Origin of the sequence: Veillonella intestinalis (genome assembly GCF_943193155.1) — a bacterium.
Classification (GTDB): Bacteria; Bacillota; Negativicutes; order Veillonellales; family Veillonellaceae; genus Veillonella_A; species Veillonella_A intestinalis.
On sequence record NZ_CALPDB010000003.1, the window covers coordinates 58,744 to 79,725 of the forward strand.

Annotated in this window: 25 protein-coding genes, 1 tRNA gene and 1 pseudogene; 18 read left to right on the forward strand and 9 right to left on the reverse strand. The window is 35.2% G+C overall.

All coding sequences use genetic code 11. The annotated features are described in order from the left end of the window. Window positions 1-13 precede the first annotated feature (13 nt). From NFR44_RS04145 to NFR44_RS04170, 6 genes are all read left to right on the forward strand, one after another. Window positions 14-574 carry a Fe-S-containing hydro-lyase gene (locus NFR44_RS04145; protein WP_251441415.1) on the forward strand — a complete coding sequence of 187 codons (561 nt, stop codon included), beginning with the start codon at window positions 14-16 and terminating at the stop codon, window positions 572-574. A gap of 428 nt (window positions 575-1,002) precedes the next feature. Then, a complete protein-coding gene (locus NFR44_RS04150) occupies window positions 1,003-3,099 on the forward strand; it encodes a heavy metal translocating P-type ATPase (protein ID WP_251441416.1) in 2,097 nt (698 codons plus the stop codon). Between the two features lie 199 nt (window positions 3,100-3,298). Continuing rightward, complete coding sequence (locus tag NFR44_RS04155) at window positions 3,299-4,252, forward strand: magnesium transporter CorA family protein (RefSeq protein WP_251441417.1); 954 nt, start codon at window positions 3,299-3,301, stop codon at window positions 4,250-4,252. A gap of 178 nt (window positions 4,253-4,430) precedes the next feature. After that, window positions 4,431-4,985 (forward strand): LemA family protein, encoded by a 555-nt coding sequence (locus tag NFR44_RS04160; RefSeq protein ID WP_251441418.1) that lies wholly within the window; start codon window positions 4,431-4,433, stop codon window positions 4,983-4,985. Between the two features lie 57 nt (window positions 4,986-5,042). Further along, complete coding sequence (locus NFR44_RS04165) at window positions 5,043-5,867, forward strand: TPM domain-containing protein (RefSeq protein ID WP_251441419.1); 825 nt, start codon at window positions 5,043-5,045, stop codon at window positions 5,865-5,867. Between the two features lie 112 nt (window positions 5,868-5,979). Further along, a tRNA-Thr gene (locus NFR44_RS04170) sits at window positions 5,980-6,055 on the forward strand. A 297-nt stretch (window positions 6,056-6,352) separates the two neighbouring features. On the opposite strand, the pseudogene NFR44_RS04175 reads toward NFR44_RS04170, so the two are convergent. Next, window positions 6,353-6,883: pseudogene (locus NFR44_RS04175) on the reverse strand (site-specific integrase); the annotation flags it as partial. Window positions 6,884-6,921: 38 nt separating this feature from the next. After that, window positions 6,922-7,512, reverse strand: a complete 591-nt coding sequence (locus NFR44_RS04180) for a tyrosine-type recombinase/integrase (RefSeq protein WP_251441421.1) — start codon at window positions 7,510-7,512, stop codon at window positions 6,922-6,924. A 126-nt stretch (window positions 7,513-7,638) separates the two neighbouring features. On the opposite strand from NFR44_RS04180, the gene NFR44_RS04185 reads away from it, so the two are divergent. After that, window positions 7,639-8,148 carry a hypothetical protein gene (locus tag NFR44_RS04185; protein WP_251441422.1) on the forward strand — a complete coding sequence of 170 codons (510 nt, stop codon included), beginning with the start codon at window positions 7,639-7,641 and terminating at the stop codon, window positions 8,146-8,148. 718 nt (window positions 8,149-8,866) lie between these two features. Here NFR44_RS04185 and NFR44_RS04190 read toward each other — a convergent pair. The 7 genes from NFR44_RS04190 to NFR44_RS04220 form a co-directional block, all read right to left on the reverse strand. After that, a complete protein-coding gene (locus tag NFR44_RS04190; RefSeq protein WP_251441423.1) occupies window positions 8,867-9,031 on the reverse strand; it encodes a hypothetical protein in 165 nt (54 codons plus the stop codon). Then, entirely contained in the window at window positions 9,018-9,233 is a 216-nt protein-coding gene (locus tag NFR44_RS04195) for a hypothetical protein (RefSeq protein WP_251441424.1), read from the reverse strand. Before NFR44_RS04195 ends, NFR44_RS04190 begins: the two co-directional genes overlap by 14 nt. Window positions 9,234-9,286: 53 nt before the next feature. Further along, the gene (locus tag NFR44_RS04200) at window positions 9,287-9,433 is read right to left on the reverse strand and encodes a hypothetical protein (RefSeq protein WP_251441425.1); all 147 of its coding nucleotides are present in this window, start codon (window positions 9,431-9,433) and stop codon (window positions 9,287-9,289) included. 1 nt (window position 9,434) lies between these two features. Continuing rightward, window positions 9,435-10,799, reverse strand: a complete 1,365-nt coding sequence (locus NFR44_RS04205; protein WP_251441426.1) for a hypothetical protein — start codon at window positions 10,797-10,799, stop codon at window positions 9,435-9,437. A gap of 316 nt (window positions 10,800-11,115) precedes the next feature. Then, window positions 11,116-11,412 carry a hypothetical protein gene (locus NFR44_RS04210; protein WP_251441427.1) on the reverse strand — a complete coding sequence of 99 codons (297 nt, stop codon included), beginning with the start codon at window positions 11,410-11,412 and terminating at the stop codon, window positions 11,116-11,118. Continuing rightward, the gene (locus NFR44_RS04215) at window positions 11,402-11,692 is read right to left on the reverse strand and encodes a sigma factor-like helix-turn-helix DNA-binding protein (RefSeq protein WP_251441428.1); all 291 of its coding nucleotides are present in this window, start codon (window positions 11,690-11,692) and stop codon (window positions 11,402-11,404) included. The genes NFR44_RS04210 and NFR44_RS04215 overlap by 11 nt, the downstream gene beginning before the upstream one ends. Window positions 11,693-11,714: 22 nt before the next feature. Continuing rightward, a complete protein-coding gene (locus NFR44_RS04220) occupies window positions 11,715-12,308 on the reverse strand; it encodes a hypothetical protein (RefSeq protein ID WP_251441429.1) in 594 nt (197 codons plus the stop codon). Between the two features lie 1,050 nt (window positions 12,309-13,358). Between NFR44_RS04220 and NFR44_RS09485 the strand changes: the two genes are divergently transcribed. The 11 genes from NFR44_RS09485 to NFR44_RS04270 all read left to right on the forward strand — a co-directional run bounded on the left by NFR44_RS09485 (window position 13,359) and on the right by NFR44_RS04270 (window position 20,982). After that, window positions 13,359-13,697 (forward strand): HNH endonuclease, encoded by a 339-nt coding sequence (locus NFR44_RS09485; RefSeq protein WP_371875179.1) that lies wholly within the window; start codon window positions 13,359-13,361, stop codon window positions 13,695-13,697. A 459-nt stretch (window positions 13,698-14,156) separates the two neighbouring features. After that, complete coding sequence (locus tag NFR44_RS04225; protein WP_251441430.1) at window positions 14,157-14,516, forward strand: hypothetical protein; 360 nt, start codon at window positions 14,157-14,159, stop codon at window positions 14,514-14,516. 3 nt (window positions 14,517-14,519) lie between these two features. Beyond that, window positions 14,520-16,187, forward strand: a complete 1,668-nt coding sequence (locus NFR44_RS04230; protein WP_251441431.1) for a terminase large subunit — start codon at window positions 14,520-14,522, stop codon at window positions 16,185-16,187. 12 nt (window positions 16,188-16,199) lie between these two features. Then, window positions 16,200-16,370: a hypothetical protein gene (locus NFR44_RS04235; protein ID WP_251441432.1), complete on the forward strand. Its 171-nt coding sequence runs from the start codon at window positions 16,200-16,202 to the stop codon at window positions 16,368-16,370. A 3-nt stretch (window positions 16,371-16,373) separates the two neighbouring features. Then, window positions 16,374-17,573: a phage portal protein gene (locus NFR44_RS04240; protein ID WP_251441433.1), complete on the forward strand. Its 1,200-nt coding sequence runs from the start codon at window positions 16,374-16,376 to the stop codon at window positions 17,571-17,573. 60 nt (window positions 17,574-17,633) lie between these two features. Beyond that, window positions 17,634-18,212 (forward strand): HK97 family phage prohead protease, encoded by a 579-nt coding sequence (locus NFR44_RS04245; protein ID WP_251441434.1) that lies wholly within the window; start codon window positions 17,634-17,636, stop codon window positions 18,210-18,212. An 82-nt stretch (window positions 18,213-18,294) separates the two neighbouring features. After that, the gene (locus NFR44_RS04250; RefSeq protein WP_251441435.1) at window positions 18,295-19,446 is read left to right on the forward strand and encodes a phage major capsid protein; all 1,152 of its coding nucleotides are present in this window, start codon (window positions 18,295-18,297) and stop codon (window positions 19,444-19,446) included. 11 nt (window positions 19,447-19,457) lie between these two features. Then, on the forward strand, window positions 19,458-19,757 hold the full coding sequence (locus NFR44_RS04255; protein WP_251441436.1) for a head-tail connector protein: 300 nt from the start codon (window positions 19,458-19,460) through the stop codon (window positions 19,755-19,757). Continuing rightward, window positions 19,754-20,140 (forward strand): phage head closure protein, encoded by a 387-nt coding sequence (locus NFR44_RS04260; protein WP_251441437.1) that lies wholly within the window; start codon window positions 19,754-19,756, stop codon window positions 20,138-20,140. The genes NFR44_RS04255 and NFR44_RS04260 overlap by 4 nt, the downstream gene beginning before the upstream one ends. Continuing rightward, window positions 20,119-20,544: an HK97 gp10 family phage protein gene (locus NFR44_RS04265; protein ID WP_251441438.1), complete on the forward strand. Its 426-nt coding sequence runs from the start codon at window positions 20,119-20,121 to the stop codon at window positions 20,542-20,544. Before NFR44_RS04260 ends, NFR44_RS04265 begins: the two co-directional genes overlap by 22 nt. Window positions 20,545-20,547: 3 nt before the next feature. Then, entirely contained in the window at window positions 20,548-20,982 is a 435-nt protein-coding gene (locus NFR44_RS04270) for a phage tail terminator family protein (protein WP_251441439.1), read from the forward strand.

A 20,982-nucleotide genomic window follows, 5' to 3' on the forward strand; every position in this document is an offset into this window, starting at 1 on the left:
GAGGAAGATTGAAATGGCTGAAACTAAACGTATCACCACACCTTTAACAGAAGAAGTATCCAGAACTCTTAAAGCTGGCGACAGCGTATTGATTACTGGTAAAATTTATAGCGCTCGTGATGCTGCTCATAAAGTAATGACAGAAGCATTAGCTCGCGGCGAAGAATTGCCAATTGATTGGCATGATAAAATTGTATATTATCTTGGACCATCCCCAGCAAAACCTGGTGATCCAATCGGTGCGGCAGGTCCTACAACATCTGGTCGTATGGATGCTTACACACCAACTATGCTTAATCAAGGTATCAAAGGTATGATTGGTAAAGGGTCTCGCTCTAAAGAAGTAGTTGATTCCATGAAGAAAAACGGCGTAACTTACTTTGCTGCTGTTGGTGGTGCTGCTTCCTTAATCGCAAAATCTATTAAAAATTATGAAGTTATCGCTTATGGTGATTTAGGTCCAGAAGCATTAGCAGAATTAACAGTTGAAGACTTCCCTTGCATCGTAGTAATCGATAGCGAAGGTAATGACTTCTACAAACTTGGTCAAGAACCATATCGTCAAGAAGACTAATTATGTCTAACATATCAACCCTAACTATTTGTATGGGCAACAGTAGTTGGTCTTGATATAGACGTCATTTAGAAACACTAAGGCATTCCAACAAATGCTAGTTATACCAAACAAACGTAAAACACGGCTTATATAAGCCGTGTTTTTGTTATATATAATACATAATATAGTCAAAGGCGCTGCGCTTATATAGAGTCAACACTTTTATGCTTTAAAATAGCTAGTTATAACAAAATATCATAATCGATACCCCTATATTGACAATAGTTCTCGGGACATATATAATGAATATATAGAAACATATGAATAATTGTTCATATGTTATTGCGATAGATACGAATATATAAATTTTAAACTCGCAAGTATAGGTTATTTATAATGTATGTATTACATCATTTTAGTATCTGCAGACACACAAGGAGTCAACGATGGAACGAATCTTATTACTTAAGAATTTAACATGTGCGAACTGTGCCGCTAAAATCGAGGACCGTATTAAGGGATTAGAAACAGTTAGTGACGCCTCTTTTTCTATTGGTACGCAGCAATTGCGAATTACTTCTACGATACCAGATACATCGGCTTTAATCTCAGAAATCCAAACGATTTGTGATGCCATTGAAGAAGGTGTAGAAGTACAAGTATATCAACGAAAAGCTAAAGGCGCTCATGATCACGATCATGACCATGCTCATGGCGGTGGCCTTATAGCCATTATTGTGGGTATTATAGTGATGTTAGTAGATGTGTTTGTAGAAGGTATTCCTAAAAATATTGAATTAGCTATGCTATTAGCTACCTATTTATTATTAGGTTGGGGCGTTTTGTGGAATGCTATTAAAAATATTGGCTCTGGTCAAATTTTTGATGAGAATTTCTTAATGAGTGTGGCTACTTTGGGGGCATTGATTATTGGGGAGACCCCAGAAGCCGTTGGGGTTATGCTATTTTATCGTATTGGCACTTATTTTGAGGAAAAAGCGACAGAACGAAGCCGCTCTGCCATAATGGAAGCTATTGATATGCGTCCTGAACAAGTTCGTGTAGTTGATCCACACGGTCATACCGGCTTAGTCAGTCCAGAAGATGTACAGATTGGGCAGACTATTGAAGTATTAGCGGGTGAGCGCATTCCTTTAGATGGCACTATCATAGAAGGGGCAACGCGTATTGATACAGCGCCGGTAACTGGTGAACCAGTTCCTGTACAAGCAGGCCCTGGTACAGAAATTTTATCAGGCTGTATTAATCAGAGCGGTCGTATTTTGATGCGTGTTGATAAAGAATTAAAAGATTCTATGGTAACACGGATTTTAGATGCTGTAGAGAATGCGGCGGCTACAAAGCCTCGATTAGATCGTTTCATTACACGCTTTGCCCGTGTGTATACGCCTATTGTGGTAGTTTTAGCTATATTAGTTGCTGTAGTACCATCGTTAATTACAGGGAATTGGTCGTACTGGATATATACGGCTCTTACCTTTTTGGTAATTAGTTGTCCATGTGCTCTCGTATTGAGTGTTCCTTTAGCTTTTTTCTCTGGTATTGGTCGTGGCTCCCGTGTAGGCATCTTGTTTAAAGGTGGTTTGTCCATGGAAGCAATTGCTAAGGTAAAAGCGGTAGCAATGGATAAAACGGGTACGATTACTACCGGTGAATTTGCTGTTCAGGCTGTTCATAGTGCTGATGGATTCGATGAATTGTCGGTGTTAAGTCATGCAGCTGCTTTGGAAGTGCGTTCGACACATCCCGTAGCTGTAAGTATTGCCAATGAAGCCAAAAAACGTAATATGTTTATTGCCAGTGTGGATGAGTTAGCTGAATTATCCGGTCGTGGTATGACAGGGATTGTCAAAGGTGACACTGTAGCTGTGGGCAATCGTCGTTTAATGGATGAACTTAATATTTCAGGATATCCAACTGAGTCTACTACCTATGGCAGTGAAGTACTAATCGCAATTAATGGCCAATATGCAGGAGCTATTTTAATTTCAGATAAATTAAAAGCAGATACAAAAGAGGCTATTTTAGAATTAACCAAACGTGGTCTAAAAACGATTATGTTGACTGGGGATACTAAAGCTGGTGCTGATTATATGGCTAAAGAAGCAGGTATTAGTGCCGTGCGAGCTGAGTTGTTGCCAGTGGATAAATTAAGTGTTATGCAAGAGCTTCGTCAAGAATATGGATCTACTATGTTTGTAGGCGATGGCATTAATGATGCGCCTGTACTAGCTGGAGCTGATGTGGGCGGTGCTATGGGAAGTGGCGCCGATGCAGCGATTGAAGCGGCTGATGTTGTGTATATGCGTCCTAGCATTAGTTCAGTAGTAGAATCTTTTAGAATTGCTAAGAATACAATTTCCATTGCCTGGCAGAATGTAGCAGTTGCCTTAGGTATCAAGGTGCTCGTTATGATTCTTGGGCTTTTTGGCTATGCTAATATGTGGGTAGCAGTATTTGCTGACACTGGTGTTTCCATACTTTGTATTTTAAACTCCGTTCGAATTTTGTATAAAAAGTAAACACTAGCTTGGACGTTAATATAGGGTAAGATTTTTACTTATTGTTTCGTTCATGCGATTAAATCGCTCTTAGGAAAAGATAATGTCTGTTAAAGCACCTAAGAGCGATTTTTTATGGCCGTTTCACTGATTCTATACTTGACGAATGCTATGTTGGTTGGATATGATGAAGTATAAGCTAATGAATGGGAGGTGGCGTATGCTCACGGTATACAAACATGAAGACGGCGAGCTTATATCAGATACAACCGTAGCTGATGCAACAAAGGGCTCGTGGATTAACTTGGTGAATCCTGACCCCGATGAGCTGGCGCTTGTCAATATTATGACGGAAATCCCTACGGACGTTTTGAAAACAGCGTTGGATATGGAAGAACGTTCGCACGTGGAAATAGAAGAAAACTATATTTTTGTCGTTATTAACATTCCTGCTTTGCGGGGGAGCGACAGTTACGATACAGTTCCGTTAGGTATCTTTTTAACACCTGATTTCTTTATTACCGTTTGTTTAGAAGAGTCAGAAGTAATGTATCCCTTCTTAAATAATCAGGTAGCTACATTTTATACATTTAAGAAAACGCGATTTTTATTTCAAATTATGTATCGTACAGCTACATTGTTCTTACGATACTTGCAACAAATTAATCGTCGTACCGATGATATTGAAATCCAATTGCGTCATACCACTAAAAATAAAGACTTTTTCCAATTGTTAGAATTACAGAAGTCCATGACCTATTTTACATCGGCATTAAAAACGAATGGTACTGTAATGGAGCGAATTTTGCGTATTCGCAGTCATGAAGATGTGCGTCATTTGCTTAAAATGTACGAAGAAGACGAGGATTTGCTAGAAGACGTTATTATTGAAAATAAGCAGGCTATTGAAATGGTTGAAATGTACTCAAATATTCTAATGAACATGATGAATGCATTCACCTCTATTATTTCTAATAATCTAAACATGGTTATGAAATTATTGGCGGCGGTAACGATTATTTTGGCGGTACCAACATTAATCTTTAGCTTGTGGGGCATTAATGTACCAGTGCCGTTTGAGGGCTTTGGTGATGGCTTTTCCTTTGTTATTGGCATTGCTTTGATTGCTACCTTTGTAGCAGGCATTTTGCTTTGGAAAAATGATTTCTTATAGTACATAGTAAATAGTTATAGAGCATCTACGCTTTAATAGAGTATTAAAGCGTAGATTTTTTATTATTAAAAAGTATGGATTATATAGTATAATAAGAAATATACGATATATTTCGATATATTGTTTTTTAGTTATAAGTATGTATTAGATAAGACTGTTACGTTTTGGGAGGAACAATATGAAAAAGACATGGCTCATTGTTATTGCTGTTATTGCGGTAGTCGCAGTGTGGTTAGTAAGTGGATATAATGGTTTAGTACAAATGGATGAAACCGTAAATAATCAGTTAGCCCAAGTACAAACGCAATTGCAACGTCGTAATGACTTGATTCCAAATTTAGTAAGTACCGTTAAGGGGTATGCAGCTCATGAACAAGAAGCTATTAATGCAGTTTCTGATGCGCGTGCTAAACTAGGTGGTGCTCGCACAGTAGAAGATATGTCAAAAGCAGATGGAGAATTATCCAGTGCATTAAGTCGTTTGCTTATGATTACGGAAAATTATCCAAATCTTAAAGCGGATCAGAATTTCAGAGCGTTACAAGATGAATTAGCTGGTACTGAAAACCGGATTGCTGTTGCTCGTAAGGATTATAATGATGTTGTGCGTGGCTATAATGCAAAGGTTCGCACATTCCCAACATCCATTTATGCAGGCATGCTTGGGTTCCAACAAAAAGCATATTTCCAAGCTGATGAAAGTGCGCAAGCAGCGCCTAAAGTATCCTTTTAATGAGGTAGTAAAAGCGAATAGTTTTACTTAGGCGTTTCATATAGTTAGGAGGCTAGCATGACTCGTAGCATAAATAAGTCTAGTAGGTCAAATAGGGATCCAATGCTGAAATGTATGCCACGAATCTTTGGGCTTGTTTTACTATTTGCCGTTTTATTGATTAATGTAGGATTAGCCAATATACCTGCTAAGCCCCCAGCAGGGCAGTATGTGGTGGATCAGGCTAAGGTATTATCGCAACAGGAGTTACAAACTCTAAATGCAATTGGGACACAATTCGATAAATCAGGCAAAGGTCAATTGGCCGTTGTAGTAGTGCCTACTTTTGGTGATCAAGCGCCTGAAGAATATGCCCTTGCTGTATTGCGTGGCTGGGGTGTTGGTCACGGCAGTAAAAATGATGGTTTCGTGTTGGCGGTGGCAATAGCGGATAAGCGGGTGTACTTATCCGTGGGATATGGTCTTGAAGGTGATTTAAATGACGCTAAAGTTGGTCAGCTGCTAGATACATATGCATTGCCATATTTTAAGGAAGGCCGCTATGGTAGTGGTATTGTAAATACTGTTTGGCAAGCCGTGCAAATTGTACATCCTGATATTAGTAAAGAGATGCAAGGCCTTGTAAAAGAAGGAAATCGTCGGCAAGGGGAATCAGATGAGTTGTCTGATGAACAAGTGATGTATATTGGCGGCGGAATTCTTATCTTCCTCATTCTTGATTTCTTCTTTTTTGGAGGCGCTATTACTCGATTTATATTGGCTCATATCTCCATCGGTGGTCGTGGCGGAGGCGGCGGCTTTGGTGGTGGATCAGGTGGTGGCCGAGGTGGTGGCTTCGGTGGCGGTTCTGGCGGCGGAGGCGGTGCTGGCCGTGGCTGGTAATCCATTATTAAATGTTAAAATATAGGCAAAAAAGCGCTTACTTATTAGTTTATAAGTAAGCGCTTTTTCTTGACGTTTAGTTTGAAATCCGCTAAAATAACAAAGTAGACATGCCGGTATAGCTCAGTTGGTAGAGCGGCTCATTCGTAATGAGTAGGTCGTAGGTTCAAGTCCTATTATCGGCTCCACTGAAAACGTAGGCGTAGCAAGGGTTTTTGTGACTTTTGCTACGTATTTTTTTACAAATTTTTAAATTTGTTTTGAAAAGTGTAATTTAAATCAAATGAACCCTTATAAATACTTTATTTTTGCTGTATTTTATCTTGAAAAATAATGTTATATAAAAATTATTTTGGTACATCAACTTTTTGATGTACCATTTTTCTCGTCTTTTTTGTCAGAAATCCAGTAAAATCAAGGGCGAACAGGTATTTTTTGATGTACCAAATGTTGGACTAGAAGAAATAGTTAGAATGTTTTTCATATTACTGTGAAACTATATAAATATTTTTGAATACATCTTCTGTTTTCTTTATTGCATGACCGTAAGTTTTAACAATCATCTCTATTGTTGCATGACCTGTCTGCTTAATAATATCATACGGTGAAATTCCTTTAGCTAAACATATTGAGATATAAGTATGTCTTGCTACATGTGCTGTGACATTCTTTTTAAGCGTTATTTTACCAGCAACCTTAAAGTAACGATTAGTTAAATTAGTTGTAGAGATAGGGGCAGTACGCCATGAGTTATAGGCAACATATTTACAACCATTAGCGTTTTTAAAAGCCTTACGCAGTAAATTAACAAGATATAAATTAGGCGGAATGTAAATTCTTCGATTACTAGAAAAGTTTTTTGTTTCTTTAATTCCGTAGCCTATTTCGGTAAGTCCCCACGCTTTATTAACTGTAACGTAAATAGAATTATCTGGTTGTATTTCTATATCATTCCAGTATAAAGCCTGTACTTCTTGAGGACGCATCCCCGTATTAAATAGTAAATGTATTATATGTTCTAGCCAATGTCCTCTAAAATAATCTAAAAATTTAGCTAATTCGTCTTCAGTGAGGCTTTCTTTGGGCTTGCTACCTTTACCTTATAGACAGGGTATTTGATGTTCTTATAGCCACTATACGTAATTAATTCATTAGCTAATAAATCGTCAAGTACTTGATTTAGAAATATTCTGGTACGAGGAATATTGCCATTGCCTTGCAATGTTTTGGTAAATTGCCTTATTTTTAGACCTGTTATATCTTTTATTTTTAAATCTTTAAAAAAGGGTTTTATAAATAATTTTAAAATATTTTGATAATCGCAATAGGTTTTATAGGCTAATTTTTTACTATTTAAAAATCTTTCGGCATAGAGAATAAAAGATTCTTCTTGTAAAGTTAATTCTTTTTTTTGAATAGCTGTTGATTCTTCAATAATTTGTTGTAAGAAAAACCCCTTTTCCCTATCTTTTATTATTTTCTCTCTGTAGTGTTGGGCTTCTTTTAAAGTATCAAAAGAAAAGTTATTTTGGTACATTATTTCTTGGCCATCTGGTGTAAAGCCTAAAGTTAAACCTCTAATGTAGTAATAATCTTTTCCTTTTGGTTTATAAATTTTTCCATTTTTAAATTTTTGAATAGCCATTGTATTTTTAACTCCCTTCTTTTAGGCTACTCTTTACTTTACTTAGTTATAGTATACTAGATAAGATTTATGAAATCAAAATAAATGTCTTTATATTAAAGAATTATTTTCTATGCTATAATAGATATGAACATTAATAAAAAATTATTAAAGATGTATAAAGTAGGTGATATAATGTTGCTATCAGAATTTTTGGATACAAATATTGAGAATAAAGAAGAAAATAAGGAAAATAAAAAGAAAACTGTAAATAACTTAATGTTTTATAAAGATTATAAGAATTTCTATGACTTAGCATATACATTACGCAAATCTAAAACGGACACAATTAATTTTTTAATGGAAAATTTTATTAAAACATATAGAGAAGATATAAAACAAATTAACGAATTATATAATAAAATATTACATGACGATGAAATTAATCAAGTAAAAGTAAGTATGTTTGTAGATATTAAATTATACGATAAATTGCTAGAAATAGAAGAATTTGAAAAATGGTCGCGGGTTCATACCTTAAGCCTTGCAGTAAATCTATTTGTGAATCAAAATGCATGGCTTATAATTTTAGAAGACCCAAAATTTAAAAAAATTAGTTCTGAAAAATTTATAAAATTTTATTACAAAAATAAATAGAACTTTTCCATTGATACGAAATATTTTCGCTTTTTATTGCGATTGTATTTCGTTCTTCTTTTGTTTAGAATTCAATATATATTCTTAGTTTTAAAGAAGATATATTGGCGAAGTGTGAAATCCGTACTATAATATGATTGTAGGAAGGAGATGAACAGGTTGGACATAAAAGACATAAGGGAATTAATAAAGCTAACCATAAAATAAGCATACAATAAAAAGGGCTGTAGCGATTGCTACAGCCTTATTTTTATTATTAAGATAAATACGATATAATAGTATCGTTGCCACCCCGTAAAATCTGGTAACAGAAAGGGGGTACAATTACAATGAATCGGAATAGGAAACGCTTCTTCTACGATATTGTAAAAAGTGTAATAGCTTCTATATTAGCTTATTACTTTATACAGTGGCTTAATATCGTAATCCGTGGCAACTAACTTTATAGCCACCGTCTGGCATTAACGTATAATGCAAGAAACCCCCAGAACCGCAATTTCTGGGGGTTTCGTTTTTGTACAATTACAATGAATCGCTTCTTGTGTATTTATTATAGCATAGATTTAAACTAATTTAAAGTACTTTAAAGTCAAATAAAAAAACACGGAATGGAACTCCGTGGCTTCTGTAGTACTTATGTACAATCTGCTATATCTATTTTATTCGATATTAGGTATATAAGAACATAATTTTTTATAGATACCCTTGTTACGTTCCATTATTTTTTATTCGCTTCTTGTAATGCTTCCCTAATTTTTTGAACGTCTTCTTCTGGTAAGCCTTTTCTTAATCCTTTTACAATACATTCTTGTAATTCAGATTCTGTAATCTGATTCTTATGTTGTTTGTTTCCAGAAACAACCTCTAAATTAATCTTCGTCATATTCTACCCTCATTTCAATTACTGGCGGTTCTGGTTTATGTCCGCGTAAGTAAGCCAAATTATAATAGATAGTCATTAAATTAGAATACATATATTCAACGTTATATATATTTGATGTATCATCAATCAACTCTCTTAGGCGTAAGAGGTCTTCTATTCCTTCTGAACTCCATTGACCGCTTAGTAATTCTTCTTCTATCATGCAGCGTAATTCAGATAAACACATGAGTATGTTTTCTAAGTTTTTTATCATCATTACTTTTCACCTCTAAACGCACCAACCAAGAAACCTAATAAAATAACTTCTGTATCTAAAGGGACGCGACCAACAACGCCCCAGAAGATACTACAAGCGATTAATAAGTGTAAGAAGCCACGTACCAAATCGCGAATATAATCCATATTAAGCCACCTTTCGAATACTTACGTTAAATAACTTAGCTAAATAATCTAATACTACTGAAAAAGGCATTCCAGATAATTCTTGTAGTACATTGAAAATGTCCGCACCTTTTTTATTACCATGTCCAGCACAATTAGGACTAAAGCAATAATAGCGGTAGCCGTCTACTTCGTTACCTATGATATTCGCACTAGCGATATTATCATCGTGTAAGATACAACGAAATAGTTGGCATTCTGGTAAGCCTAAAAAATCGGCTAAATTAATCGTCTTAGCGTATGATTTGAATTCATTGATAGTCATTGTACGTACGTCTTGCGTATCAACGCTTACAGCTTGTAATTTACTGATTGCTAAGATACGCGTATCAGAAATAGTAGCTGGCTTATGGTTATGTGATTTCTGGATTCTGGATTCTGGCTTTACTTCTGGGTATTTAGTTAAGTATTCTTCACATGCAGCCTTAACATAGCCTTCAAAATCGGTTAAACCAGATTCAAAGTCTTTTATGCTGTAGCGTACAGCGTTAGCGTCATAAATCATTACTTCATAGTCGCTATATTCGTTCCCTTTACGCCACGTAGTATAAGGCATACGCAATACACGGCTAGAATCACATACAGCCTTATCAGCAATCGCGAATGTATCAACCAATTTAGATTCTAAGGCTAACCATTCATCGCTACTTGTTTCTTCTATCGACCAAATACAATGAAAGCCGTTTCTTGTTTCTGTAATCATGGTTGGCACTAATCCAAAGGAATGGATTACAGCTAACATATCTACTTTACGTTTAGCGACTTCTTCAAGATTGAAGTACTTCCCGTTTTTGTCTTTACCAGCGTCAATATCAATAAACATGTTTCTGTAAGTTACAATATTGCCAGCTGAACGCTTACCATATTCGCTTGATTCATTAGCTAAAAAGAATTGATTAAATCCGTCAAAGCTATATACATCAGCTTCTTTATTGTTTAATACGTACTCTTTAAAAATAGATTCAAAACTTTCTTTTTCAGAAGTAGAACTTTCTTCGATTTCTTCTTCATCTTTAAGAAAAAATTCATCTGCTTTATTATGGTTGAATGTGCCGTATTGTCTATAATATTCATCTGTGAACATAGCTACAGTAGTATCGTCTAAGCGTTTATCTAAATCTTCTTTAAACAACCAATACGCAACAACTGTAATCGAATAAGACGGCTGTATAAATGCTGGATTGACATAGATAACGTTACGCGTCATATCGTTATTACTAATCCATTTATGGATTTTTAAAACATTGGCTTTTTTACAGCGTGAAAAGAAGTGCTTAAATGCACTATCAGACAATTCAAGAATTGCTTGTAAATCCTTACGCGTCATAGGTTTTTGACGTCGTGACTGTTTGTCATAGCAGTATAAAATGCTATCACTTTTCAAATGCTGGCTGATAATCATAGCGAAGTAGTAAATGTCCTTTTGTGTTAATCCTCTACTAATCGCGTCATAGCCAAAGCTGATTGACACTTTATCGCTGTAAAATCTGCCAGACTGTAAGCGACCTTCTTTCGTTACAAGTGTTTGTCTGGATTGAAAATATTTACTGTTATTGTCAGCATGTGTATATAATGAGTTAGTCATATAAAAATCCTCCGAAACTTCTTGAAATTTAAGATTAAATAGCCTTCAATATATAAGTCTATTTATTGCCAAATTGTACGTACTCAAATTCTTGTAATGCTTCTAAGCTTGATTCGCGTTTCTCTTTTTTCGCAAGTGATTGTGCTGTATGGTAAGAATATTCGCGTGTATTCTTACTATCTAGCCGATTAGTCGTACGCTGCTTTAAATACAATGAATCAATTAAGCAATCGTATTCATATTCAGACATATTATTTGTAGCGTATTCAACCATAGCTACGATTTCTGATTCTTCGTAATCTTCGTACGATTTGACGTTATTAATATCTTCTAAATTCCCGTAATTAAACTTCATCGCTACCCCCAAAGAAAGCATTGTCAAAATGTTTTAACGCTGTTTGATATACAGAATAAATCGTGTTCTTTTTGATTCCTAACTTATCGCCTACTTCATATTGTCTGTAGCCTTGAAAATGTATCATTTTTAAAATATAGCGATGACGTGCGTTTAACTTATCCAGTGCTGCGTTTATATCCGCCAGCGTTGCTACAAGCCCTACATGACTATAAGCACGTTCTTTCAAATAAATATAACTATCCAATACGCGTTTAGCTTTTGAAAAATCATTCTTCATAATAATTATTACCCCCTTAAAACTAGCTATACATAACACCAAATTCTTCAAATGACGAAATTTCTTCAAAATCAGACATACGAACCACGGCTTTTATAATTCCTTCTTCGTATAACACTTTTCGCGGAACAAGCCTTACAGCAGATTCGTATAAGACGCCGTCTGAATATGTTCCCTTAGTTTTAGTTCTTACATACTTAAATCGGTTGTCATGCTGGATTCTGGTAGCAAATTCTTTTAATTTTTTGCCGTCGTAAATGTAAACCCTATCAAGGCTAGTAAATACAGATACAACGAAATCAGCTTCCGTATAAAGCGACCAGCCTAAGCTATTTTTATTTGAGTTAGCTAATACTTCTATGCATTGATTTCCACTTTTATAACTATCAGTCTTTACTTCAATTTTGATTACATTAGAATTTAAAATATCATCTACATTATCAAAGGCTGCACAATACTCATCATTTACAAAATCAACGTCAATACTTCTGTACGCTTCTGTATCTGCCTTATATAAATCTTCACCAGCAACCAGCTTGTAGTATTCCTTAGTCCATGCTTCCCCTACATCGCCAATAACTAAACATTCATCAAAATTACGCAACATTAAATTCAATTAAAAACCCCCTATTCTGTAATAAAAAAAGAAGCTTCTACATATGTATTACTTGTGTACTATTGCTATACACATACATATATAAATGCTTCTAAAAACTTAAATTATTCAGTTGTATATGACTTTGTAATTCCCCCTTCTACTATATCCGTAAAATAGGCACTTTTTTGGGAGAAATGGCAAGTATAATTGCCAATATTGTTTAGTCCTTCACTATATCCGTAAATTGACTGATTTTTTGGGAGTATTAGACCGTATACGGGCTAATCTTTTTTGACCGTCTACTATAACTACAAAATCACGGTATAAAGAATATTCTTTGGGACAAATTGACACAAATAAAACACCTTTCTACTATATCCGAAAAACGGGGCTATTTTTGGTTGAATTGCTCAACTAACTGAGCAATTTTTAACCCTCAACTTTTCGATAACTGTTACAACTTATTTTTATAAATACCTATTCTGTATCTCTACTATATCCGTAGAATCAGCCTATTTTTGTCCGTGTTGGTTTAAAACTGAGCGACGATACTTTCTAACCAGAAAATAAAAAGTGCTTTTTTTTGACACTTTTCGGGGTAAAAAGTGCTTTTTTTTAGCACCTCTAAAAGTGCGATAAACCCTTGTAGTTACTGGATTCTTTACAAAAAAACTTACAATTTCACTTTAATATAATATAAGTGTATTTGTAACAAATCTTATTTTTAAAAACTAAAATGCACCTCTTTCTTTTTAAGTAAAAAAAACACCTTAAAAGGGGGAGAGAAGCATTCGCTTCGAACGAACTAATTTAATCTAAAATATTCTTAATCTTTAAGAATCTTTATTGAATGTAAACGCACGTTACGCGTACTAACTTTTTTCTTCTTTTTAAGGATTTTTATTTTAATCTATATAGAACTTTAATCGCGTAAATATACTTATATTATGAGAAGGTAAAGTCGCGGTTATCTTCGAATAAAAGACGTATCCGTTCCTATTTTCCTCCGAATAGGGGCGGATTCTTTTTATTAAAAATATTCTTAAATTTTAAGATTAAAGGTATAAAATGGCTAATCCTAAATTAAAATTTTTCTACAATTCCAAAGCGTGGAAAAAGACGGCGAATCAATTTCGGGAAAAGAAAAATTATATATGTTCTCTATGTAATAAACCAAACAGTAATGAAGTACATCATATAAGAGAGATAACAATAGACAACGTATCAGACCCGAATATAACACTTAATGAAGATAACCTAATACTACTATGTAAAGAATGTCACAACAAGCAACACAACCGATTCAAAGCCAGTACATCAGCTGTATCTGATAGGGTAGTCACATTTGATAGTAACGGGAATGTAGTCGCCTTATCTGATAGTAAGGACAAGGACTTTAATTACTAAGCATATCCCCCCTATTAAGTGAAAAATGAATTTAAAACAGAAGACCGTGCGGCACTCTTTTTCATATAAAATCTGATTTTTGTATCTGGTGTAGTCATGGTTATTACAAGTTATTATCGATGAATTATCAATTAGGAAGGTAACACATGGGAATAGAGAGAATAGAACCGTTTTATATAAATATAGACGGCAATACATACGACGTACTTAGCGTATTAATACATTGCGACCATATCGTAACAGTTAAGTTTGATAGCTTTTCAGACATGACTAAAGTAGCTGATTACATAGATAGACACGAACGGGCTACAGTATCTTTCGTGCCTAATAACCAACAAACACTTTTGTTTGAAGTCGTTGGTTTTTGCGATTGCGAATATGAGAACTCATTGCAACTGATTTACGAAAATATCGTCGTACCAGATAGCCTACGTATATTTAATTTATGAAAGGGGCAATATGGCAACATCGAATAAGTCACAAATAACGAAAGAAGCGAATAAGCTAAAAGCTGTATTCAAACCGCTATTAGACGATGATACATACGATATTGTAGAATCGCTTATCCTAAACGCTGCGTTTATGTCTGTAACGCTAAAGGAACTACAGCAAGACATTGCTATTAATGGCTGTACTGAACAGTACCAGAACGGGGCTAACCAACACGGAATAAAAGAATCTACATCAATCCGCGTATATAATGCAATGATTAAGAATTACAATACTACAGTTAAGAATTTAATTTCGTATTTACCAGATGATAGAAAGAAAGACACATCAGACGAATTAGAGAAGTTTTTAAGTCTGGGGAAAGGTTAAGTTATGGGCGACAATTACATAAAACAATATTACGCAGCTATTGAATCTGGCGATATTGTTGTAAGTAAAAAAGTCGCTGCTACTTATAAACACTTAGTCGATTTATTAGACGATGATAGCGAATACATTTACGACAATAATAAAGCCTTACACGTAATTAATTTCATTGAAACATTCTGTAAGCATGGAGAAGGTAAAATCGCTGGCAAGCCTTTTCTATTAGAACTTTGGCAAAAGGCTATGATTTCTGCTGTATTCGGATTCCTAAATAAAGAAACAGGATTACGGAAGTATAGAGAAGTCATTTTAATAATAGCCCGTAAGAACGGGAAATCAGCATTAGCTTCTGCTATTGCATTGTATATGCTGTATGCGGACGGGGAAGCTGGTTCTCAAATCTATTCAGCAGCCACGAAAAAAGACCAAGCTAAAATAATATGGGAATCATCAAAGAAGATGATTAACAAAAGCCAGCTTTTGAAGAAGCACGCTAAATTGTACATCAACGAAATAAAATGTACGCTGAATGACGGTATCTACAAACCTTTATCCTCTGATTCTAATACATTAGACGGGCTTAATGTCCATTGTTCCTTAATTGACGAATTACATGCGATTAAAGATAGGAATTTATACGACGTAATCATTGACGGTATGTCAGCACGATTACAACCATTGTCTATTATCACGTCTACGGCTGGTATGGTTCGCGACAATATTTACGATTTAAAATACGATGAATGTACGCGTATCATTAATGGCTATTCAGACGGTAGCTACAAAGACGAAGGCGTATTACCAATCATTTATGAATTGGATTCACGCGATGAAATAGACGACCCTACAAAGTGGTATAAAGCGAATCCGAACTTAGGTATTTCAAAACAACTTAGTTTTTTAGAATCATCGGTAAAGAAAGCGAAAGCGGATAGAAGGAATCTACCGAATACACTATGTAAAGACTTCAATATTCCAGTAAATGGCAATATGGCATTCTTTGATATGGACAAGATTATTAACGACGCTACGTTTGATATGGAAAGCCTTAGAAATTGTTACTACATAGGGGGCTGGGACTTATCGCAACAAGTAGACTTAACATCGGCTTGTATGCTATTTAAAAAGCCTAATGAACCTACTATATATGTTAAATCAATGTATTTCATTCCAGAAGAACGCCTAAAAGAGTACGAAGAAAGAGATAATAAGCCGTATTCGGCATGGGTAAATCGTGGCTTAGTGCGATTATCTAAAGGCAAAAACATAAATCCAATGGATATATTCGACTGGTATATCGACATGATGAACGAATATAATGTATTCCCTTATAAGTTCGGTTATGACAACTGGGGCAGCGGACAACTAGCAGAACAATTACAAATGCAATTCGGTAAAAACATTCTGGAAGTCGTACCGCAAGGTAAAAAGACATTAAGCGTACCTATGCAACGTATCAAAAATGAAATTGAAGATAAGAACATCAACTATAATAACAATCCAATCACAATATGGAATCTGGCTTGTGTAGAAGCAGATGTAGATATAAACGGAAATATACAACCGTCAAAAAATCGAAATAAAGACGGTATCAGAATCGACGGATTCGCAGCAATGTTAGACGCGTATACCGTCTTTTTAAATGATGAAGAAAATTATAGTTATATGAATTAAAGGGGGTACAACATGTTTGAATCTGTAATCTTCGGCTTATTAGTCTGGGCTATTGTAATAGCCTTATTTTTTTATATTGCCTTGCCTATCATTATGTATGTAAGCGTTTTTCTATGGGTATTCTTTACGGCGATTCTTCCGTATTACTGGCAACAATTAAAACGTAAAATCAGAAAGGACTAATTAATGTTTGAATTTAGAGGTATCGAAACGATTTTTAAGAATGCAATAAATACGATTCCTAATACGGCGAATCTGGATTCGGTGAAGTTATTAAATTCGTATCAGAATCAAATTACGCAATACAACGAATTAATCTATGACGATTTGACCGTTAATGCGTGTATTTCGACCATAGCAAGGCATGTAAGCAAGTTAAGACCCGTTCATATCCTAAGCGACGAAAACGGGCGTACAGTGCAAAATAGCAACATTAATACGCTACTAACACATCGACCAAATGAATTTATGACATCAACTGAATTTTTGTATAAGATTACTAGCCAGCTTCTTCTTTACGGCAACGCGTTTGTCTGGATAAAGAAAAATAAAGCTGGTTTTATTACTGGCTTCTATCCTTTGACATTCAGTAATTGCGAATTAAAAGAATACAAAGGTGAGTTGTGCTTGAAATTCCAATTTCACACAGGACAAACGGAAGTAATTTCTTACGATGAAATCATTCATTTACGGCACAACTACATAAACGACGACATCTTAGGACAACAAGCGAACAATAGCTTAAAACCTACATTAGAGAATCTATATAAGGCTAGACAGTCAATCGCTAATAAGGTACAAAACAGCGGTAACATTACAGGTATCTTAAAATTAGCTGGCAACCAGAAAGCCGCTGACTGGTACGAAAACGCCTTATCATGGGCTAAGAAGTTTAAAAACTATTCTTCTGAAACTGGTGGTATCGCTGCTATTGATTCGTCTGTAGAATTTCAGCCTATCGACCTAAAAGTAGAATCCGTAGAAGATTCACAATTAAAATTCCTACAAAACGAAGTATATTCTTACTTTGGATTAACAGAAAATATTATATCTGGCAACTATACGGAACAGGAGTGGCAAGCATTTTACGAATCTGTAATAGACCCTATTAAGATTCTTTTATCACAAGAATTTACAGCTAAAATTTTTAACGATACAGAATATAAGAACGGTAATTACATCGACTTTAATTCGAATCGTTTATCGTATGCTTCGACCACTAATAAAGTCGCTATGGTTAAAGAGTTAGGTGCATTAGGATTATTAACAATAAATGAATCGCGTGAAATCTTCGACTTACCGCCAGTAGAAAATGGCGAAAAACGCTTAGTATCACTTAACTACGTGAACGCCGATAAAGCGGACGAGTACCAACTAAAAGACTAACTTTTTCTTAAATCTTAAGAAAATTTCTTAATATGGACTAGTAGAAAGGAAGGTTTACACATGAACGATTTAGAGTATCGAAGTTTACACTCTTCTTCGATTGCTTCACTTGAAAATGACGAAATGTTAGTCGCTGGTTATGCAATCGTTTTTGATTCGCCTACGCTACTTTTTGAAGATGAAGTCGGAAATAAATATTATGAAGTCATTACAAAAGACGCTTTACTAAACTGTAATCTATCCGATGTCATTTTGCGTTACAACCATAACGACAACGCTACATTATTAGCCCGTACTAGCAATGGCACATTGAAGCTTGCTATTGATGATGTAGGATTGCATTTTGAAGCTGTATTAGCTAATACTCAAGCTGGACGCGATATTTACGAATTAATTAAGCGTGGCGACTTGTCTAAAATGTCTTTCGGCTTCTATGTAGACGCTGAAAAATTCGAAGGTAATACGCGTTATATTACAGCGTTAAACCGTGTTTTTGAACTAAGCATTGTTGATTTTCCAGCTTATAGCAATACTTGTATTGAAGCGATTTGCAGAAGCTTTGAAAACATCAAACAAGCAGAAATCGAAGAAGCAAAAACTAAACATCTACGTAATCAAGTAGAACTTTTGACGTACTAAATAGACTTATATATTGAAGATATTTTAGTATGTTTTTTTATTGGTTTTTTCTTGGATTTTAAGAAGAAAGGACATTCACTTAATGAATCGACTTAATGAAATTATGAATCGTAAATTAGAGATTCGAAAAACTATTGAAAATGCTGATTCCGAAGCATTACAAGCATTTAAAGAGGAGTTAGAAGCACTTAACAAAGAAGAAGCTGAACTTCGTAGTCGTGAAGCTATCTTAAACGAACTAAAGAACGACGACACTTTAGGCACTGATTTATTAGCAAAAGGAGAACAACGAAACATGAATTTTGAATCTATGGAATACCGTAAAGCATTTATGGAATATGTTACTAAAGGAACTGAAATTCCTAGCGAATTCCGTGCATTAAATCCAGCTATTACAGCTGATAACGGGGCTGTATTGCCAACAGCTGTATTAAACGAAATCGTTACTAAACTAGAAGCATTCGGCGATATTTTACCGCGTGTACGTCGTGTAGCGTTTCCAGCTGGCGTAGTAGTCCCAGAAATGGCTACCGTATTTACGGCTAAATGGCAAAACGAAAATGCTAAAGCAGAAGGCGATAAAGCCGTTACAGGTGCTATTACATTCAACGCGTATCAACTTCGCTGTTCCGCTGGCGTTTCCTTCCAAATGGACGTACGTTCTTTATCCGCGTTTGAAGCAACTTTAATTAAAAATGTTAGCGACGCTATGGGGAAAGCCCTAGAAAAAGCTATCGTAGCTGGTTCTGGCGTTGGACAACCTACAGGTATTTTGAAAGCTACACCAGTAGCCACTGTTACAGTTGGTAGCGAATTCAAAGTAGCAGATATTGTAAAAATTGTAAAAGCGATTCCTTCCGCGTATAAAGCAAGTTCTGTACTTATCATGAACGAAGGTACAGCTTTATCTCTAATCAGTGCAACAGATAACGCTAATCGTGCGATTGGTTCTGTAGCTACCGATTTAAGCGGAAAACCTCAATATAAAGTATTCGGTAAACAAATTGTATTAACTGATGAATTACCAGACATCGACGCTGCGGCTGCTGGCGACACTGTAATTTTAGGCTTTGATTTAAGCCGTTACATGCTTAATACAGCGTATGATGTAGATTTACGTACTTACATCGACAATGAAACACGTGCAAAAGTTTATGATTCTGTAGCACTTGTTGACGGTAAAGTCGTAGACGCTAACGGCTTAGTATTCGTAAACAAAGCAGCTGCGAAATAAGGTACTAAACTATGATTAGCCTATCGGAAGTAAAAAACTACTTACGAATCGACTACGACTTAGTAGACGAAGATAAACAAGTAGAACTATTAATTAACGCTGCGATAGGATATATCGAATCAACGACAGGCAAGAAGTATGTAGAGGATTCCGAAATTATGGATACGCTTTTACTACTTCTTGTTAGTCATTGGTACAGTAATAGAAACATGGCTAATAAATCTACGGCAATATTGGAATTTCCACATACGATTACTTCATTGATTCATACCATAAAATATAACACCAGTTATAAGGCGGTGGAATCATGATTACAAATGCTGGCAGATTAAATAAGCGAATCGAGATTCACGTTAAAAAACAGGGTACAACAGACAAGGGCTTTTCCTCAATCAAAGAAGAAAAGCTTTTTTCTTGCTGGGCTTCTGTACAGCCGATTCGTGCGTCTGAAATCTTAGACAATGAAACGTTACAGAATACGGAAACAGTAAAATTCGTTATTCGGTATCGTAAGAATCTTGATTCTAACATGACTATCTATTACAACGGTTCACCGTATCAAATCACAGCGATTATAAACCCCTTTGGAGACAATGAATCGCTTGAAATATTAGCCGATAAAAAATCACGGGGTAAAGAATCAAATAACAAAACGATAGGGGGTACGACTAAATGGCAGAATTCAAACTTTTAAAAATTGATGAATTACAAGATAACATCAAAAAGGCTATTAGCGAACACCCCAAAGAAGCAGAAAAGACGCTTAATAAAGTAGGGCTTGAATTAAAAAAAGAACTAACTAAAGAATCGAAAAAATACGCTTCTGGACGAGAACATAAACGTTCATTAGCTAAAAGCTGGCACAAGAAAGTTGTAGGCGATAGCCTTAGTAATTTAGAAGCCCAAGTATGGAGTACAGCCCCACATGTAGGGCTTGTAGACAGAGGACATAAAATTGTTACTAAAAACGGCAATACAGTAGGCTATGTCCAAGGTAAACATTTTATTGATAAGACATCAAAAGATGTTGGTAACGACGTACTACCAGCTGAATTAGAAAAGTATTTAAAACGTTTGAAAAAGAAAATAGAGGGCTAGACAATGTTACAACAGATTTCAATTCTTGAATCTGTACGCGATAGGCTTCAAGAATCCTATAAACTTCCAGTCTATTTAGACGAAGTTAAAGAAGGCTTTGAAAGCCCTTGTTTTTTTCTTAAAGCCTTGAAAACGACTTCACCTTATACAAAGTATCTGAATCATAATCGAATCACGATTTATATTACATTCTTTTCGGAAAAGGGAAGTACGCCAGCTGAACAACTATATCAGATTCAAGACGATTTAAACGACATGTTCTTTAAGGTTCTGTTCATAAAAAACAGGGCATTACAACCAGAAAATTTATCTTATGAGATTCAAGGCGATGACAGCGACATCGTCTTTTTTTCATTTGATTTGAATTATTACGACGGTATCGCCAAACCAGAACCAGAAGAACTAATGAACAATCTTTATTTAACAGAAAGGATTTAG

Coding starts and splice junctions, on each gene's coding strand:
- NFR44_RS04180 (WP_251441421.1), bottom strand. CDS start 7,512: ATGGCTATTCAAAAATTTAAAAATGGAAAAATTTATAAACCAAAAGGA.
- NFR44_RS04205 (WP_251441426.1), bottom strand. CDS start 10,799: ATGACGCGTAAGGATTTACAAGCAATTCTTGAATTGTCTGATAGTGCA.
- NFR44_RS04260 (WP_251441437.1), top strand. CDS start 19,754: ATGATTACAAATGCTGGCAGATTAAATAAGCGAATCGAGATTCACGTT.
- NFR44_RS04210 (WP_251441427.1), bottom strand. CDS start 11,412: ATGAAGTTTAATTACGGGAATTTAGAAGATATTAATAACGTCAAATCG.
- NFR44_RS04250 (WP_251441435.1), top strand. CDS start 18,295: ATGAATCGACTTAATGAAATTATGAATCGTAAATTAGAGATTCGAAAA.
- NFR44_RS04145 (WP_251441415.1), top strand. CDS start 14: ATGGCTGAAACTAAACGTATCACCACACCTTTAACAGAAGAAGTATCC.
- NFR44_RS04190 (WP_251441423.1), bottom strand. CDS start 9,031: ATGACGAAGATTAATTTAGAGGTTGTTTCTGGAAACAAACAACATAAG.
- NFR44_RS09485 (WP_371875179.1), top strand. CDS start 13,359: ATGGCTAATCCTAAATTAAAATTTTTCTACAATTCCAAAGCGTGGAAA.
- NFR44_RS04235 (WP_251441432.1), top strand. CDS start 16,200: ATGTTTGAATCTGTAATCTTCGGCTTATTAGTCTGGGCTATTGTAATA.
- NFR44_RS04150 (WP_251441416.1), top strand. CDS start 1,003: ATGGAACGAATCTTATTACTTAAGAATTTAACATGTGCGAACTGTGCC.
- NFR44_RS04215 (WP_251441428.1), bottom strand. CDS start 11,692: ATGAAGAATGATTTTTCAAAAGCTAAACGCGTATTGGATAGTTATATT.
- NFR44_RS04155 (WP_251441417.1), top strand. CDS start 3,299: ATGCTCACGGTATACAAACATGAAGACGGCGAGCTTATATCAGATACA.
- NFR44_RS04270 (WP_251441439.1), top strand. CDS start 20,548: ATGTTACAACAGATTTCAATTCTTGAATCTGTACGCGATAGGCTTCAA.
- NFR44_RS04230 (WP_251441431.1), top strand. CDS start 14,520: ATGGGCGACAATTACATAAAACAATATTACGCAGCTATTGAATCTGGC.
- NFR44_RS04240 (WP_251441433.1), top strand. CDS start 16,374: ATGTTTGAATTTAGAGGTATCGAAACGATTTTTAAGAATGCAATAAAT.
- NFR44_RS04245 (WP_251441434.1), top strand. CDS start 17,634: ATGAACGATTTAGAGTATCGAAGTTTACACTCTTCTTCGATTGCTTCA.
- NFR44_RS04255 (WP_251441436.1), top strand. CDS start 19,458: ATGATTAGCCTATCGGAAGTAAAAAACTACTTACGAATCGACTACGAC.
- NFR44_RS04160 (WP_251441418.1), top strand. CDS start 4,431: ATGAAAAAGACATGGCTCATTGTTATTGCTGTTATTGCGGTAGTCGCA.
- NFR44_RS04265 (WP_251441438.1), top strand. CDS start 20,119: ATGGCAGAATTCAAACTTTTAAAAATTGATGAATTACAAGATAACATC.
- NFR44_RS04165 (WP_251441419.1), top strand. CDS start 5,043: ATGACTCGTAGCATAAATAAGTCTAGTAGGTCAAATAGGGATCCAATG.
- NFR44_RS04185 (WP_251441422.1), top strand. CDS start 7,639: ATGAACATTAATAAAAAATTATTAAAGATGTATAAAGTAGGTGATATA.
- NFR44_RS04195 (WP_251441424.1), bottom strand. CDS start 9,233: ATGATAGAAGAAGAATTACTAAGCGGTCAATGGAGTTCAGAAGGAATA.
- NFR44_RS04200 (WP_251441425.1), bottom strand. CDS start 9,433: ATGGATTATATTCGCGATTTGGTACGTGGCTTCTTACACTTATTAATC.
- NFR44_RS04225 (WP_251441430.1), top strand. CDS start 14,157: ATGGCAACATCGAATAAGTCACAAATAACGAAAGAAGCGAATAAGCTA.